Origin of the sequence: Micromonospora sp. NPDC047465 (assembly GCF_040643125.1) — a bacterium.
Taxonomy (GTDB): Bacteria; Actinomycetota; Actinomycetes; order Mycobacteriales; family Micromonosporaceae; genus Micromonospora.
This window is the reverse complement of sequence record NZ_JBEYTP010000026.1, coordinates 10,928-26,102: the sequence shown is the minus strand read 5'-3', so window position 1 is coordinate 26,102 and position 15,175 is coordinate 10,928. Positions and strand designations below refer to the sequence as shown.

The following is a 15,175-nucleotide window of genomic DNA, read 5'->3' as shown; positions in this document are numbered from 1 at the left end:
CGGAGCGCGACGAGCTATTCGGCGTCGCCCTCCCCGACCCCGTCGTACGGGCCGACCTCGTCCGACGGGCCGGCCTCGTCCGACGGGCCGGCCTCGACCTCGTCGGCCGGGCGCTGCCGGCGGGCCTTGCGGGCCGCCAGCCGCTCCGCCGCGGAGGCGCGGGTCGACTTCTCCTCCAGCCGGACGTCCGTGCCCCGGTTGCCCGGGACGAAGTCGGCGCCGGCGTAGAGGGTCGGCTGCCAGTCGAACTCGCGGTCGCCGATCCGGACGAGGTCGCCCGGCTCCGCGCCGGCCTTCCCGAGCTTCTCCTCGACGCCCAGGCGCGCCAGCCGGTCGGCCAGGTAGCCCACCGCCTCGTCGTTGTCGAAGTTCGTCTGCCGCACCCACCGCTCGGGGCGGACGCCGCGCACGAGCCAGCCGCCGTCCGGCGCGGCCTCGATCGTGAAGCCGGCGTCGTCGACCGCCCTCGGCCGGATCACGATCCGGGTCGGCTCGGCCGGCGGCGCGGCGCTGCGCGCCTGCTCCACCAGCTCCGCCATGGCGTACGTCAGCTCCTTCAGACCCTCCCGGGTGGCCGCCGAGACCTCGAACACCCGGAAGCCACGCTCCTCCAGGTCGGGGCGGACGATCTCGGCCAGGTCCCGGCCGTCCGGCACGTCGACCTTGTTCAGCGCCACCAGCCGGGGCCGGTCGGCCAGGCCGCCGTACTCGGTCAGCTCGGCCTCGATGGTGTCGATGTCGGCCACCGGGTCCCGGCCGGGCTCCAGGGTGGCGGTGTCGATGACGTGCACCAGCACCGAGCAGCGCTCGATGTGCCGGAGGAACTCCAGGCCGAGGCCCTTGCCGGTGGCCGCCCCCGGGATCAGGCCCGGCACGTCGGCGACGGTGAAGGTGTGGTTGTCCACCCGGACCACGCCCAGGTTGGGCACCAGGGTGGTGAACGGGTAGTCGGCGATCTTCGGCTTGGCGGCGGAGATCACCGAGATCAGCGACGACTTGCCGGCCGACGGGAAGCCCACCAGGCCGACGTCGGCGACGCTCTTGAGTTCCAGCACCACGTCGAGCTGCTCGCCGGGCTCGCCCAGCTCGGCGAAGCCGGGGGCCTTGCGCCGGGCGTTGGCCAGCGACGCGTTGCCCCGGCCGCCGCGCCCGCCCCGGGCCACCTCGAAGGTCGTGCCGGCGCCGACCATGTCGGCCAGCACGGTGCCGTCGAGGGCCTGCACGACGGTGCCGTTCGGCACCTTCAGCACGAGGTTGTGGCCGTTCGCGCCGTCCCGGTTCGACCCGGCGCCGCCCCGGCCGTTCTCGGCCTTGACGTGCGGGCGGAAGTGGAAGTCGAGCAGCGTCGTCACCTGCGGGTCGACCACGAGGGACACGCTGCCGCCGTGCCCGCCGTTGCCGCCGTCGGGGCCGCCGAAGGGCTTGAACTTCTCCCGGTGGATCGAGACACAACCGTGCCCGCCATCGCCGGCCTGCAGGTGCAGGACGACCCGGTCAACGAACGTCGCCACGGGCGTCAATCCTTCCAGCGAGGTCGACTCCCCGCACGAGAAAAGGCGAAGCGGGCCGGGACACGAGGTCCGCGGCCCGCTGCGCCGGAGAAACTACTGCTGCGGCACGATGCTGACGGTCTTGCGACCGCGCTTGGTGCCGAACTGGACCGAACCGGCAGCCAGCGCGAAGAGCGTGTCGTCTCCGCCACGGCCGACCAGGTCACCGGGGTGGAACTTGGTGCCACGCTGACGGATGAGGATCTCACCCGCGCTGACGACCTGACCACCGAAGCGCTTCACGCCGAGCCGCTGGGCCGCGGAGTCACGACCGTTGCGCGAGCTGGACGCACCCTTTTTGTGAGCCATCTGAGGACGACCTACTTCCCGCTGGAGATGCCGGTCACCTTGACCTGGGTCAGCGGCTGACGGTGACCCTGGCGCTTGTGGTAGCCGGTCTTGTTCTTGAACTTGTGGATCCGGATCTTCGGGCCCTTGGTGTGCGCGGCGATCTCGCCGGACACCGCGACCTCGGCAAGCTTCGCCGCGTCGGTCACCAGGTCGTCACCGTCGACGAGGAGCACCGCGGTGAGCTTCACCGCGTCGCCGGGGGCACCGGCGAGCTTCTCGACCTCGATCACGTCGCCCTCGGCGACCTTGTACTGCTTGCCGCCGGTCTTGACGATCGCGTACATCGGAGGCGGACTCCCTGTCGTTGAGGCTGCTGGCGGGTGTTCCCACGGCGGCTCGCCGGGTAGCAGAGGCACGGCGGCGCGGGCGCGCGGGAACTCGGCACACCAAGGTGCGCCGCAGGCTAGCGTACGCCATGGGAGGGCCGACGCCCAAACCGGCCCCGCAGGTCAGCGGGCGCAGAGCTGGTCGAGCCGCTGCCGGAGCCGGTCCAGCTCGGTCTCGTCGATCGCGTCGACGTCGGTGCCCAGCGTGCCGACCTCGGCCGCCATGTCCGCGAGCAGCGTCTTGAGCTGGGCGTCCTCGGCCCGGCCCGACTCCCGCCGCAGGGCGGCCCGCCAGTCGGTCAGCGCCGCGGAGATGTGCTTGCGGGCGGTTTCGGCCGCGGTGCCGTCGTTCGCCCCGACCGCCGCGACCATCTTGCCGAGTTCCTCGACATACGTCCGCACGGCGGTGTCCCCGGCCGCCTGCGCGGCGGCACACACCTCGGGGGCGTTGCCGCCCGCCGCCCCGCTGCCGGCCCCCGGCCCGCCGCCCGGCCCGGTGCCCGTCGCCCCGCCGCCCGGACCGCCGGTGGGCCCGCTCGACGCGGCGCCCGAGGCGGCCGGCTCCGGCCGCTCGGCCGCGCACCCGGCGCCGGTGAGCAGGACAGCGGTGACCGTGGTGACGGCGAGCAGACGGCGCATGGTTCTTCTCCTGACCGGGTTGGCCGATCGTGGCCGGGGATCGACCATACGACAAGGCCCCCTCCCCGGGACATTGCCGGGAAAGGGGCCCTGCCAAACGCCGGGCTGCTCAGCCGGTCACGGCCGGGTGCGCCGCCGCGCGCCGCTGCGCCGGGACCGGCGCCGGCCGGAGCCGCCCTCCGGCTCGTCGCCGTCGGTGTCGGCCAGCGCGTCCGGGTCGTCCGGGGCGGCCAGCCGGGCGGACTCGCCCGTCTGGCTGTCGGCGATCTCCGGCGCGGCGGGGGTGTCCGTCTCGTAGCGGGACAGGTCGTAGCCCATGGTGTCGTGGTAGTCGGCGTCCGGGCTGGTCGCGGTGTCGGGCTCGGTGACCTCGGCCACGGTCCGCTCGACCGGCGCGCTCTTGCGGGCCCGCTTCCGGGACGCGCCGCCGCCCTGCTCGGCCGCCGGGGCGGCGACCGCCGAGGCGACCGCCTTGACCTTCTCCCCCGCGCCGCCGCCGGAGCGCGGCTTCTCCGGCACCGGCTCGGTGTGGATGATCAGGCCCCGGCCCTTGCAGCACTCGCAGGTCTCGCTGAACGCCTCCAGCAGGCCCGCGCCGATCCGCTTGCGGGTCATCTGCACCAGGCCGAGCGAGGTGATCTCGGTGACCTGGTGCTTGGTGCGGTCCCGCCCCAGGCACTCGGTCAGCCGGCGCAGCACCAGCTCGCGGTTCGACTCCAGCACCATGTCGATGAAGTCGATTACCACGATGCCGCCGATGTCGCGCAGCCGGAGCTGGCGGACGATCTCCTCGGCGGCCTCGAGGTTGTTCCGGGTGACCGTCTCCTCCAGGTTGCCGCCCGCGCCGGTGTACTTGCCGGTGTTGACGTCGACCACGGTCATCGCCTCGGTGCGGTCGATCACCAGGTGGCCGCCGGACGGGAGGAAGACCTTCCGGTCCAGGCCCTTGAGGATCTGCTCGTCGATCCGGTACGTGGCGAAGACGTCCGTGGTGCCGACGTGCCGGCGCAGCCGGGCGACCAGGTCCGGCGAGACGTGCGACAGGTACGACTCGACCACGTCGTACGACTCGTCGCCCTCGATCACCAGCTCGCGGAAGTCCTCGTTGAACAGGTCCCGGACGACCCGGATGACCAGGTCGGGCTCCTCGTAGAGCAGCACCGGGGCGCCGCCCTCGGCCGCCTTGGCCTGGATGTCCTCCCACTGCGCCTGCAACCGCTTGACGTCGCGGGCCAGCTCGTCCTCGCTGGCGCCCTCGGCGGCGGTCCGGACGATCACGCCCGCGCCGTCCGGCACCAGCTTCTTCAGCACGTCCCGCAGCCGCTTGCGCTCGGTGTCGGGCAGCTTCCGGCTGATGCCGGAGGCGTTGCCGTTGGGCACGTAGACCAGGTGCCGGCCGGAGAGCGCGATGTGGCTGGTCAGCCGCGCGCCCTTGTGGCCGATCGGGTCCTTGGTGACCTGCACGAGCACCGAGTCGCCGGACCGGAGCGCCTGCTCGATCGAGCGGGCCCGACCCTCCAGGCCGGTGGTGTCCCAGTTCACCTCGCCGGCGTACAGCACGGCGTTGCGGCCGCGCCCGATGTCGACGAAGGCCGCCTCCATGCTGGGCAGCACGTTCTGCACCTTGCCCAGGTAGACGTTGCCGGCCATGGTGCCGGAGGAGTTGCGGGTGACGTAGTGCTCGACCAGCACCCCGTCCTCGAGGACGGCGATCTGGGTCCGGTCGCCGCGCTGGCGTACCGCCATCACCCGGTCGACGGCCTCCCGGCGGGCCAGGAACTCCGACTCGCTGAGGATCGGCGGCCGGGTCCGGCGCTGCTCGCGGCCGTCGCGGCGGCGCTGGCGCTTGGCCTCCAGGCGGGTCGAGCCGGAGACGCCCTGCACCTCGTCGACGGTCTTGCGCGGCTCGCGGATCTTGACGACGGTCGGCACGCCGTCGTCGGCACCCGCCTCGACGTCGCCGGCGCCCCGGCGACGGCGCCGCCGGCGCCGGCGGGTCAGCGCGTCGCCGCCCTCGGCCTCCTCGTCCTCCTCGCCTTCGGCCTCTTCCGCCTCGGCCTGCGCGGCCTCCTCGGACTCCTCGTCCTCGATGTCCTCCGCGCCGCCCTTGCCCCGGCCCCGGCCCCGGCGGCCCCGGCGGCGGCGACGGCGGGCGGCGATCTCGTCCTCGTCCTCTTCCTCGTCCTCGGCGGCCTCCTCGGTCGGCTCCTCCTCGGCCTCGACGGCCTCGGCCACCTCGACGTCGCGGCGCCCGCGCCGGCGGCGGCGGGTCGGCTCGGCCGGCTCCTCCTCGGCGGCGGGCTCCACGGCGGCCGGGGCAGGCGTGACGACCCGGGCCGGCGGGATCTCCTCCGGCTGCGGGGCCATGAAGAGCACGGTGGGCGCGGAGAGCGCGGCCCGCCGGCGGCGGGTGCGCGGCTCCGGCTCGGCGGCGGGCTCCTCCTCGACGGCCGGTTCCGCTGCGGGCGCGGCGCCCGGCGGCACCTCGCCGGCCCGGGTCTCCGCGCCGGCGGCCGTGGCGGGTGGGGCGGCGGCACCGAACTCGGTGCCGGCCTGCGGCTCGACCTCGCCGGGCTGCTCGGCCTCGCCGGGCGCGGCCTGGGCGGCCTCGTCACCGGCGGCCGGCTCGGCGGTGCCGGCCGGGGTCTCCGCGGCCGGCTCGGCCGCCGCGGGGGCGGCCTTCTTCCGGCGGGCACGGGTGGCCTTGACCGGCTTCGCCGCCTCGGCGGGGGCCTCCTCCACCGCGGCCGACGGCTCCCCCGCGGCCGGCGCCGTGGGCTCCTCGGCCGGCGCCGCGGACTCCCCGGTGGCCTTGGCCGTGGTGGCCTTGCGGCGGCGGCGCGTCGCCTTCGGGGCGGCCTCGAGGTCGCCGGTGACCGGGGCGAGCACCTCGGCCTGGGGCGCCTCGGCGCTGCCCGGCACGGCCTCGGTCGACGCCTGCACCGGCGCGTCGGTCTGCTCGGGCTGGTTCAGGGGCGCGGCGCGCCGCCGGGTGGTACGGCGTCGGGCGGGCGCGACCGGGGCCTGTCCCGCCTCGGTGGCTCCGGCGTCCGCCGTGCCGACAGCGGCGTTCTCCGCCCCGACGGTGCTTCCCGCCTCGGTGGCGTTCTCGGTGGTGCTGTTGTCAGCGGTCTCGTCGGCCGGTGAACCGGTCCGTTCGCCGCCCTCGGGCTCGTTCTCGAGCATGGACGTTCTCCAGTTCTGGCTGCCCCGGGCGCGGGTGAGCGCTGCCACGCAGGGTTGCCGCAAAAGTGTTTCCGCCGGGCGCGCAGGGTGCGCGACCGCCGAAGTCTGCCTGCCTGAACGCCGACCGTCGGTCAGCGTTCACCGATGGTTGCCCCGTCGCGGTCCGCGTCCAACGGATCCGCGATCGCACCCTGCGCGGTCAACGTGCCCTGTGCCAGCCGGATCACCCTCGGGGAGACCGGCGGCTCCAGGTCGGCCACCACGCGGAGGCCGGAAAGGACGTCATCGGGCCGCACAGCGGGGGTGACCTGCCGCACGACCAGTTCGAGTATCGCACACGGTACGGCCGGGACCCCGGAAGGCATCTCCGCCGACGCCGCGACATCGATGTGAATCACTGCCGATCGGGCGTCGAAGGTGCGCCGGCCCTGTTTGGTCATCCGCTCGACGAGCACCTCGTCCGCGGCCGTGAAGGCGGAAACCGCCCGTTCCAGGACGGCGGGGTCGACCTCGGGCAGCTCGATCCGCCAGTGCGACGCCTCGATCCGGTCGGCAAGACTCCCGCCGCCGGCCACGACGGCGTCGAGCACGTCGAGCCCCGGCGAGAGCGCGGCGTCCAGCGCGGCGCGCAGCTCCTGCGGGTCGACCGGCTCGCGGAGGCCGATCTCCAGGTATTCCGCCTCGCTCGCGACGCCGGTGGGGGCCGCGCTGGCGTACGAGATCTTGGGGTGCGGGGTGAAGCCCTGGGAGAAGGCGATCGGCACGCCGGCCCGGCGCAGCGCCCGCTCGAACGCCCGGGCGAAGTCCCGGTGCGACGTGAAGCGCAGCGGACCGCGCTTGGCGTACCGGATCCGGACGCGCTGGACGACCGGGGCCTGGCCGCCCTCTGGCTGTGGTTTCCTACTGATCGTCGTGCTCCTCGGTGTCAGAGACCGGCTGATCGTGTAGGCACCCGCGCGACAACGCGCGTGCCGCTGACGACAGCCGCATGATCGACCCGGTGCGCGGCGGGCGGCGCGAGGGGCGCCACCCGCCCGCGGCGGGCTACTGCTGGGCGCCGGTGGGGAGCTTCAGGCCGTTGATCGGGGTGAGCGGGAGGAGTTTCTTCCCGGTCGGGCCGATCTGGATCTCGGTGTCCATGGCGGGGCAGACGCCGCAGTCGAAACACGGGGTCCACCGGCAGTCGTCCTGCTCGTACTCGCTGAGCGAATCCTGCCAGTCCTGCCAGAGCCAGTCCTTGTCCAGGCCCGAGTCCAGGTGGTCCCAGGGCAGGACCTCCAACTCGTCGCGCTCGCGGGTGGTGTACCAGTCGAGGTCGACCCCGAACTGCGGCAGCACCTCGGCCGCGGCCTCCACCCAGCGCTGGTAGGAGAAGTGCTCGCTCCAGCCGTCGAACCGGCCGCCGTTCTCCCAGACCTTACGGATCACCGCGCCGACCCGGCGGTCGCCCCGGCTGAGCAGGCCCTCGATCAACGAGGGCTCGCCGTCGTGGTAGCGGAAGCCGATCGCCCGGCCCAGCGAGCGGTCCGAGTTGATCGCCTGCTTGAGCAGCTTGAGCCGGCCGTCGATGACCTCCGGCCGCTCCATGGACGCCCACTGGAACGGGGTGTGCGGCTTCGGCACGAAACCGCCGATGGAGACGGTGCAGCGGATGTCCTTGGACCCGGTGGCCGCCCGACCCGCCCTGATCACCTCGTGCGCCATGTCCGCGATCTCGAGGACGTCCTCGTCGGTCTCCGTGGGCAGGCCGCACATGAAGTAGAGCTTCACCTGCCGCCAGCCGTTCGTGTACGCGGTGACGACGGTGCGGATCAGGTCTTCCTTCGACACCATCTTGTTGATGACCTTGCGGATCCGCTCCGACCCGCCCTCCGGCGCGAAGGTCAGGCCGGTGCGCCGCCCGTTGCGGGACAGCTCCTGCGCGAGGTCGATGTTGAACGCGTCGACCCTGGTCGACGGCAGCGAGAGCGAGACGTTGGTGCCCTCGTACTGCTGGGCGAGGCCCGAGCACATGTCGCCGATCTCGGAGTGGTCGGCGGACGACAGCGACAGCAGGCCCACTTCGTGGAAGCCGGAGAACTCCAGCCCCTGCTGCACCATCTGCCCCACCGTGGTGATGGAGCGCTCGCGCACCGGCCGGGTGATCATGCCGGCCTGACAGAACCGGCAGCCCCGGGTGCAGCCCCGGAAGATCTCCACCGCGTACCGCTCGTGCACCGTCTCGGCGAGCGGCACCAGGGGCTTCTTCGGGTACGGCCAGGCGTCCAGGTCCATGGTCGTGCGCTTGTGCACCCGGAACGGCACGTCCGCCCGGTTCGGCACGACCCGCTGGATCCGGCCGTCGGGCAGGTAGTCCACGTCGTAGAAGCGCGGCACGTAGACGCTCTCGGTGCGGGCCAGGCGCAGCAGCAGTTCGTCGCGCCCGCCCGGGGAGCCCTCCGCCTTCCACTCCCGGACGATCGCGGTGATCTCCAGGACGGCCTCCTCGCCGTCGCCGAGCACGGCGGCGTCGACGAAGTCGGCGATGGGCTCCGGGTTGAACGCGGCGTGACCGCCGGCCACGATCACCGGGTCGGCGTCGGTGCGGTCGGCGGCGAGCATGGGGATGCCGGCCAGGTCGATCGCGCTGAGCAGGTTGGTGTAGCCCAGCTCGGTGGAGAAGGAGATGCCGAACACGTCGAAGTCGCGCACCGAGCGGTGCGCGTCGACCGTGAACTGCGGCACGCCGTGGGCGCGCATCAGCTTCTCCAGGTCCGGCCAGACCGCGTACGTCCGCTCGGCGAGCACGTCGGGCAGCTCGTTGAGCACCTCGTAGAGGATCTGCACGCCCTGGTTGGGCAGGCCGACCTCGTAGGCGTCGGGATACATCAGCGCCCAGCGGACGGCCGCGGTGTCCCAGTCCTTGACCACCGCACCCAGCTCGCCACCGACGTACTGGATGGGCTTGGTCACCTGGGGCAGCAGCGGCTCCAGCCGGGGCCAGACGGAATTGGCCGCGACGGGACGCGGCGTGGTGGACGGGACGCTCATGATGCCCAAGGGTACGCGCCCCGTCGGCGGCGACCGCGCGGACGCCGCCGCGCCGGCCGGTCGGTCGCCACGGCTTCCGACCGGACGTCGGCCCGGCCCTGCCGCCCGAGCGGTGGCCGGGATCGCCGCGCTGGCGCGTCGGTACTAACCTCGGACCGGCGCGAGAGGAGATTGCCGCGATGCCGCAGCCGCAGCCGGGACCGGACCGGCCGGCCGACGGGAGCATCCCGGGCCCGGACCAGGGCCGGGATCCGGCGGTCACCGAGGAGCACACGTCCTCCCCCGCAGCCGCCACCCCCGCCGGCCCCACGGGCCCGGAGGGCACCCGTGAGCTGCCCGTCGAGGGGCCGGAGGCGACCGCGACCGACCACGCCGAGGGCGCCGACGCCGACGTGACCGCCCCGCCGGACGCCGCCGCTCCGCAGGGCACCGCCGACGCCCGGCAGGACACCGCCACCGCCCCGGACGGCGCCCTCACCGGCGGACCGGAGGGCTCCGACGCCGCCGGAGCGGAGGCCGTCGCCGGAGCGGAGGCCGTCGCCGGAGCGGAGGGCGCCGCCGTCGCCGGTCCGGAGGGCACCCGCCCGCTCCCCGCCGACCGGCCCGCGGCGGACCGCCCGGCGGCCGGTCCGGAGGGCACCCGCATGCTCCCCGCCGACGAACCGCCGGCCGACCGCCCGACGGCCGGACCGCAGGGCACCCGCATGCTCCCCGCCGACGAGCAGCCGGCCGCGCCGCCCGCGCCCCGGTGGAGCGGCTCCGCGCCCGTCCCTCCCCCGCCGCCGCGCAAGCGGTCCTGGGGCGAGTCGGCCGAGCCCACGCCGGTGCCGCCGAGCCCGGCGGAGCCGCCCGAGCACCGCACCCCGGTGGACCCGTGGGCCGGCGCGGACACCGGCGGGTGGGACCTGCCGCCGGCCGAGCTGCCGCCGCTGCCACCGACGCTGTCGTACCCGGCCGCGCCGCCGGCCCGGTCACACCCCGTGCCGCCGGCACCGCCCGTCCGCTCCCCCGCGCCGCCGCCCCCGCCGCGTTCCGCCCCGCCGCCGGTCGCCTACCCGGTGTCGCCGCCGCCGGTCGCGTACCCGGCCCCGCCGCCGGTCTCCCGGGCACCCGTCCCGGTGCGGCCGACGCCTGCCCCGCCGCCGCCGCCCGCGCCGCCGAGGCAGCGGCGGGCGAAGACGCCGCCGGCCGGGCCGCCGCCCGGCTTCCAGGCCCCCAAGGGGTACGTCCCGGTCGCCGTCCGCAAGCGTCGCCGCTGGCCGTGGGTGCTGCTGCTGACCCTGCTCTGCTGCTGTGGCTGCCCGGCCTACTACGGGACGCCGATGGTCACGCAGTACCCGGCCAGCGCCGCCCTGCCCGCCGAGGTGGCCGACCTGCGGCTGCGCGACGACAACCGCAGCAAGGAGACCGCCAGGCAACTGGAGGCCGAGGTACGCAAGGCGCACTGGCTGGCCGAGGACACCTTCGCCGGCGTCTACGGCACGTCCGGCGGCAAGCGGGTGACGGTCTTCGGCGGCACCGGTTTCCGGTTCACCCCCGAGTCGGACGCGCAGGACGAGATCACCCGGCTCACCGGGCAGTACTCCCTGGGCGAGGCGCAGGAGGTCGACACCGGCGTACGCGGCCGGCACGGGCGTTGCGCGGTGGGCCGCGTCGACGGCGACGACGTGGTGGTCTGCACCTCCGTCGACCACGGCAGCATCGCCACCGCGGTCTTCACCCGGCTCTCCGTCGACGACAGCGCCGCCCTGCTCGGCACCCTGCGGGAGCAGATCGTCACCCCCAAGCAGGGCTGAGCAGGGCCTTCTTCCCCCGGGCGGCCGGTTCCGGGGGACAATCCGGGCATGTCGCGGCGTTCGTCAACCGGATGAGCGACTACTGCGGCGGCTGCCGGTACAACCCGAGTCGGCGAGCACGCGTGCCCGTACACCGCCGGCTACCGGGCCTTCCTGGCCCGCAACCGCGACCGGATCCCGCCCAACGCGCGGATGGCCCGCGCCATCGCCCAGCTCGGCCGGCCCGGCGACGTGGACGACGTCGTCCGCCAGGAGAAGCGGCGCGGCGACGCCGCACCGTGACAGCTCAGCCGGCGTGCGGCTGCTGCGCGCGGGGCGGGGCGTAGCGGGGCACGTACTCCTGGCCGGTGAGCTTCTGGATCTCGGTCATGATCTCGTCGGTGATCTCCCGCAGCGACGTGCGGTCGTCCGGCCGGCCGGTGAAGTCCAGCGGCTTGCCGAACCGTACGGTGATCTTGGCGCGGCCGGGACGGGGCACCCGGGTGCCGATGGGCTGGGCCTTGTCGGTGCCGATCATGCCGACCGGGATGACCGGCACGCCGGCCGCCACCGCCAGCCGGGCCGCGCCGGTGCGCCCCCGGTAGAGCCGGCCGTCCGGCGAGCGGGTCCCCTCGGGATAGACGGCGACCAGGTCGCCGGCCTTGAGCACCGGGATGGCGGCGTCGAACGCGGCCAGCGCCGCCCGGCCGCCGGCCCGCTCGACCGGGATGGCCCCCAGGCCGGTGAGCACGAACTTGGAGAAGGCGCCCTTCGGCCCGGTGCCCTTGAAGTACTCCGACTTGGCCCAGAACGCCAGGTGTCGGGGCACGACCGTGCCGAGGAAGAGCTCGTCGGCGACGGAGAGGTGGTTGCCCGCGAAGATCGCACCACCGGTCTCCGGGATGTGCTCCAACCCCTCCACGGTCGGACGGAAGGCCAACCGGAGCGCGGGCGCCACGGTGAGCTTGCCGATGGTGTAGAGCAGGGGCACTGGTCCTCCGGCGGATCGTGTGCGGGCAGGCGGTGTCACGGTAGCGGACGGGTCCACGTGGCCCCGCGGGGGTGGCGGTGCCGGCCGGCTGGTGAGCGGGCCTGTCGGGCGCGGGCGGGGCCGGTGGTGGCGGCCCGGCGGAGCACGCCGGACCGCCACCGTCTCAATGCCTCATACCCGCCGGACGGCGACCGTCACCCGGTCGCCCTCGCCGACCTCGCCGGTGAAGCCCGCCACCCCGTCGGCGAAGTCGACGGAGTCGGCCAGCACCTCCCGGGCGACGAAGTCGGTGTACCCGGCCACCGCCGCGCGCACCTCCTCGGAGGCCGACAGCAGCAGCGCGATCCGGTCGGAGACGTCCAGGTCGGCGTCCCGGCGGGCCTGCTGCACCACCCGGACGACGTCCCGCGCCAGCCCCTCGGCGGCCAGCTCGGGGGTGACCTCCGTGTCCAGCACGACCACGCCCTCGCCGCCGGGCAGCGGCGCGGAGTGCTCGGCGTCGGCGGCGACCAGGCGCAGCTCGTACTCGCCCTCGGCGAGGGTGATGCCGGCGGCCACCGGGGCGCCGTCGACCAGCTCCCACTCGCCCGCCTTGACCGCCTTGATGACCTGCTGGACCTGCTTGCCGACCCGGGGGCCGAGCGCGCGCGGCACCACCGTCAGCACCTGCTGGCAGTACGCGGACACCTCACCGGTGAACTCCACCGCCTTCACGTTGACCTCGTCGGCGACCAGGTCGGCGAAGGGCCGCAGCTGCTCCGCCGCCGGGGAGGCGACGGTCAGCTTCGACAGCGGCAGCCGCACCCGCAGCCCCTTGGCCTTGCGCAGCGACAGCGCCGCCGAGGCGACCGCCCGGGTGGCGTCCATCGCGGCGACCAGCTCGTGGTCGGCCGGGAACTGCGCCGCGTCCGGCCAGTCGGCCAGGTGCACCGACCGCTCGCCGGTCAGCCCGCGCCAGATCTCCTCCGCGGTCAGCGGCGCCAGCGGCGCCACCACCCGGCACAGCGTCTCCAGCACCGTCCAGAGCGTGTCGAACGCGTCCGCGTCACCCGACCAGAACCGGTCCCGGGAGCGCCGGACGTACCAGTTGGTCAGCGCGTCCAGGTAGGACCGCACGGTGGCGCAGGCACCGGAGATGTCGTACGCGTCCATCTGCGCGCCGACGGTGGACACCAGCTCGTTCGTCTTCGCCAGCACGTACCGGTCGAGCAGGTGGGTGGAGTCCACCCGCCGCCTCGCGGTGTAGCCGTCGGCGTTGGCGTAGAGCGAGAAGAAGTACCAGACGTTCCACAGCGGCAGCAGCACCTGCCGGACGGCGTCCCGGATGCCCGACTCGGTGACCGCCATGTCACCGCCGCGCAGCACCGGCGAGGACATCAGCATCCAGCGCATCGCGTCCGAGCCGTACGAGTCGAACACGTGGTAGACGTCCGGGTAGTTGCGCAGGCTCTTGGACATCTTGCGCCCGTCGGAGCCGAGCAGGATGCCGTGGCTGAGGCAGTTGCGGAACGCCGGCCGGTCGAACAGCGCGGTGGCCAGCACGTGCATCGTGTAGAACCAGCCGCGGGTCTGCCCGATGTACTCGACGATGAAGTCGCCCGGGTAGTGGTGCTCAAACCAGTCGCGGTTCTCGAACGGGTAGTGCACCTGGGCGAACGGCATCGAGCCGGACTCGAACCAGCAGTCCAGCACCTCCGGCACCCGGCGCATCATCGACTTCCCCGTCGGGTCGTCCGGGTTGGGACGGACCAGCTCGTCCACCGCCGGCCGGTGCAGGTCGGTCAGGCGTACGCCGAAGTCCCGCTCGATCTCCTCCAGGGAGCCGTAGACGTCCAGGCGCGGGTAGTTCGGGTCGTCGGACTTCCACACCGGGATCGGCGAGCCCCAGAACCGGTTCCGGCTGATCGACCAGTCGCGGGCGTTGGCCAGCCACTTGCCGAACGAGCCGTCCTTGATGTGCCCCGGGGTCCAGTTGATCTGCTGGTTCAGCTCGACCATCCGGTCCTTGAACTGCGTCACTGCGACGAACCACGACGACACCGCCTTGTAGACCAGCGGGGTGTCGCAACGCCAGCAGTGCGGGTACGAGTGGGTGTAGGTGTCCTGCTTGAGCACCACCCCCCGCTCCTTCAGCTCCCGGATCACCGGCTTGTTGACGTCGAACACCTGCTCGCCCTGGTACGGCGGGACCAGCGCGGTGAACCGGGTGTGGTCGTCCACCGTGACGATGGTCGGGATGCCGGCGGCGTTGCAGGTGTTCTGGTCGTCCTCGCCGAACGCCGGGGCCAGGTGCACGATCCCGGTGCCGTCCTCGGTGGTGACGAACTCCGCGCCGAGCACCTGGTAGGCGTTCGGGCCCGCCTGCTCGACGAGGAAGTCGAACAGCGGGGTGTAGCGGCGGCCGACGAGGTCGCGGCCGGAGACGGTGCCGACCTGCTCGTACCCCTCCAGCTCCTTGGCGTACGCGGCCAGCCGGGCCGCCCCGACGACGTACCGCTGCCCGTCGCGCTCCAGCACCGCGTACTCGATGTCGGGGCCGACGGCGAGCGCGAGGTTGGACGGCAGGGTCCACGGCGTGGTGGTCCAGACGCCGAGCCGCACCGGCCCGCGCACCAGCTCCGGCGCGCTCTCGTCGGGGGTCAACTCGAACCACACCGACAGCGTCGGGTCGTGCCGGTCCCGGTAGACGTCGTCCATCCGGGTCTCGGTGTTCGACAACGGCGTCTCGCAGCGCCAGCAGTAGGCCAGCACCCGGAAGCCCTCGTAGACCAGGCCCTTGTCGTGCAGGGTCTTGAAGGCCCACATGACGCTTTCCATGTAGTCCAGGTCGAGGGTCTTGTAGTCGTTGGCGAAGTCGACCCAGCGGGCCTGCCGGGTGACGTAGCGCTCCCAGTCCTGGGTGAACTCCAGCACCGAGGTGCGGCACGCCTCGTTGAACCGGGCCACGCCCAGGTCGAGGATCTCCGCCTTGCTGGTGATGCCGAGCTGCTTCTCGGCGACCACCTCGGCGGGCAGGCCGTGGCAGTCCCAGCCGAAGCGCCGCTCCACCCGGCGCCCGCGCATGGTCTGGTAGCGCGGCACCACGTCCTTGACGTAGCCGGTGAAGAGGTGGCCGTAGTGCGGCAGGCCGTTGGCGAACGGCGGGCCGTCGTAGAAGACGTACTCGTTCTTCCCGTCCGTGCCGGCGGGACGGGCCTCGACGCTGGCCTCGAAGGTCTTGTCGGCCGTCCAGTGCTCCAGGACCCGGCGTTCGACCGCGGGCAGGTCCGGGCTCGCCGGGACGGCGGCGGTCGGGTCGTGCAACGGATAGGCCATCGGGGGTCGCTC

At 73.8% G+C, this 15,175-nt stretch carries 10 protein-coding genes; 1 reads left to right on the top strand and 9 read right to left on the bottom strand.

Translation table 11 applies throughout. The annotated features are described in order from the left end of the window. Positions 1-14: 14 nt before the first annotated feature. The 7 genes from obgE to ABZ793_RS22490 form a co-directional block, all read right to left on the bottom strand. Entirely contained in the window at positions 15-1,511 is a 1,497-nt protein-coding gene (gene obgE, locus ABZ793_RS22520; RefSeq protein WP_357460342.1) for a GTPase ObgE, read from the bottom strand. Positions 1,512-1,604: 93 nt separating this feature from the next. Further along, positions 1,605-1,859, bottom strand: coding sequence for a 50S ribosomal protein L27 (gene rpmA / locus ABZ793_RS22515; protein ID WP_013288010.1), 255 nt, complete (start codon positions 1,857-1,859; stop codon positions 1,605-1,607). Positions 1,860-1,870: 11 nt separating this feature from the next. Beyond that, positions 1,871-2,185, bottom strand: coding sequence for a 50S ribosomal protein L21 (rplU, locus tag ABZ793_RS22510; protein ID WP_088982529.1), 315 nt, complete (start codon positions 2,183-2,185; stop codon positions 1,871-1,873). Between the two features lie 165 nt (positions 2,186-2,350). Continuing rightward, positions 2,351-2,866, bottom strand: coding sequence for a hypothetical protein (locus tag ABZ793_RS22505; RefSeq protein ID WP_357460339.1), 516 nt, complete (start codon positions 2,864-2,866; stop codon positions 2,351-2,353). A 117-nt stretch (positions 2,867-2,983) separates the two neighbouring features. Next, positions 2,984-6,052: an Rne/Rng family ribonuclease gene (locus ABZ793_RS22500; protein ID WP_357460337.1), complete on the bottom strand. Its 3,069-nt coding sequence runs from the start codon at positions 6,050-6,052 to the stop codon at positions 2,984-2,986. A 131-nt stretch (positions 6,053-6,183) separates the two neighbouring features. Then, a complete protein-coding gene (locus ABZ793_RS22495) occupies positions 6,184-6,903 on the bottom strand; it encodes a TIGR03936 family radical SAM-associated protein (RefSeq protein WP_357460509.1) in 720 nt (239 codons plus the stop codon). Between the two features lie 193 nt (positions 6,904-7,096). Continuing rightward, positions 7,097-9,082 carry a TIGR03960 family B12-binding radical SAM protein gene (locus tag ABZ793_RS22490; RefSeq protein ID WP_357460334.1) on the bottom strand — a complete coding sequence of 662 codons (1,986 nt, stop codon included), beginning with the start codon at positions 9,080-9,082 and terminating at the stop codon, positions 7,097-7,099. A gap of 704 nt (positions 9,083-9,786) precedes the next feature. On the opposite strand from ABZ793_RS22490, the gene ABZ793_RS22485 reads away from it, so the two are divergent. Further along, positions 9,787-10,878, top strand: a complete 1,092-nt coding sequence (locus ABZ793_RS22485; protein WP_357460507.1) for a hypothetical protein — start codon at positions 9,787-9,789, stop codon at positions 10,876-10,878. A 286-nt stretch (positions 10,879-11,164) separates the two neighbouring features. On the opposite strand, the gene ABZ793_RS22480 is transcribed toward ABZ793_RS22485, so the two are convergent. Both ABZ793_RS22480 and ileS read right to left on the bottom strand, forming a co-directional pair. Beyond that, complete coding sequence (locus tag ABZ793_RS22480; protein WP_357460331.1) at positions 11,165-11,848, bottom strand: lysophospholipid acyltransferase family protein; 684 nt, start codon at positions 11,846-11,848, stop codon at positions 11,165-11,167. Between the two features lie 171 nt (positions 11,849-12,019). After that, positions 12,020-15,163 (bottom strand): isoleucine--tRNA ligase, encoded by a 3,144-nt coding sequence (ileS, locus tag ABZ793_RS22475; RefSeq protein WP_357460328.1) that lies wholly within the window; start codon positions 15,161-15,163, stop codon positions 12,020-12,022. Positions 15,164-15,175: the final 12 nt, after the last annotated feature.

What these genes read in the sequence shown, in the direction of transcription:
- rplU (WP_088982529.1), bottom strand. Translation starts at nt 2,185, where the DNA reads ATGTACGCGATCGTCAAGACCGGCGGCAAGCAGTACAAGGTCGCCGAG.
- ABZ793_RS22500 (WP_357460337.1), bottom strand. Translation starts at nt 6,052, where the DNA reads ATGCTCGAGAACGAGCCCGAGGGCGGCGAACGGACCGGTTCACCGGCC.
- ABZ793_RS22490 (WP_357460334.1), bottom strand. Translation starts at nt 9,082, where the DNA reads ATGAGCGTCCCGTCCACCACGCCGCGTCCCGTCGCGGCCAATTCCGTC.
- ABZ793_RS22485 (WP_357460507.1), top strand. Translation starts at nt 9,787, where the DNA reads ATGCTCCCCGCCGACGAGCAGCCGGCCGCGCCGCCCGCGCCCCGGTGG.
- ileS (WP_357460328.1), bottom strand. Translation starts at nt 15,163, where the DNA reads ATGGCCTATCCGTTGCACGACCCGACCGCCGCCGTCCCGGCGAGCCCG.
- rpmA (WP_013288010.1), bottom strand. Translation starts at nt 1,859, where the DNA reads ATGGCTCACAAAAAGGGTGCGTCCAGCTCGCGCAACGGTCGTGACTCC.
- ABZ793_RS22505 (WP_357460339.1), bottom strand. Translation starts at nt 2,866, where the DNA reads ATGCGCCGTCTGCTCGCCGTCACCACGGTCACCGCTGTCCTGCTCACC.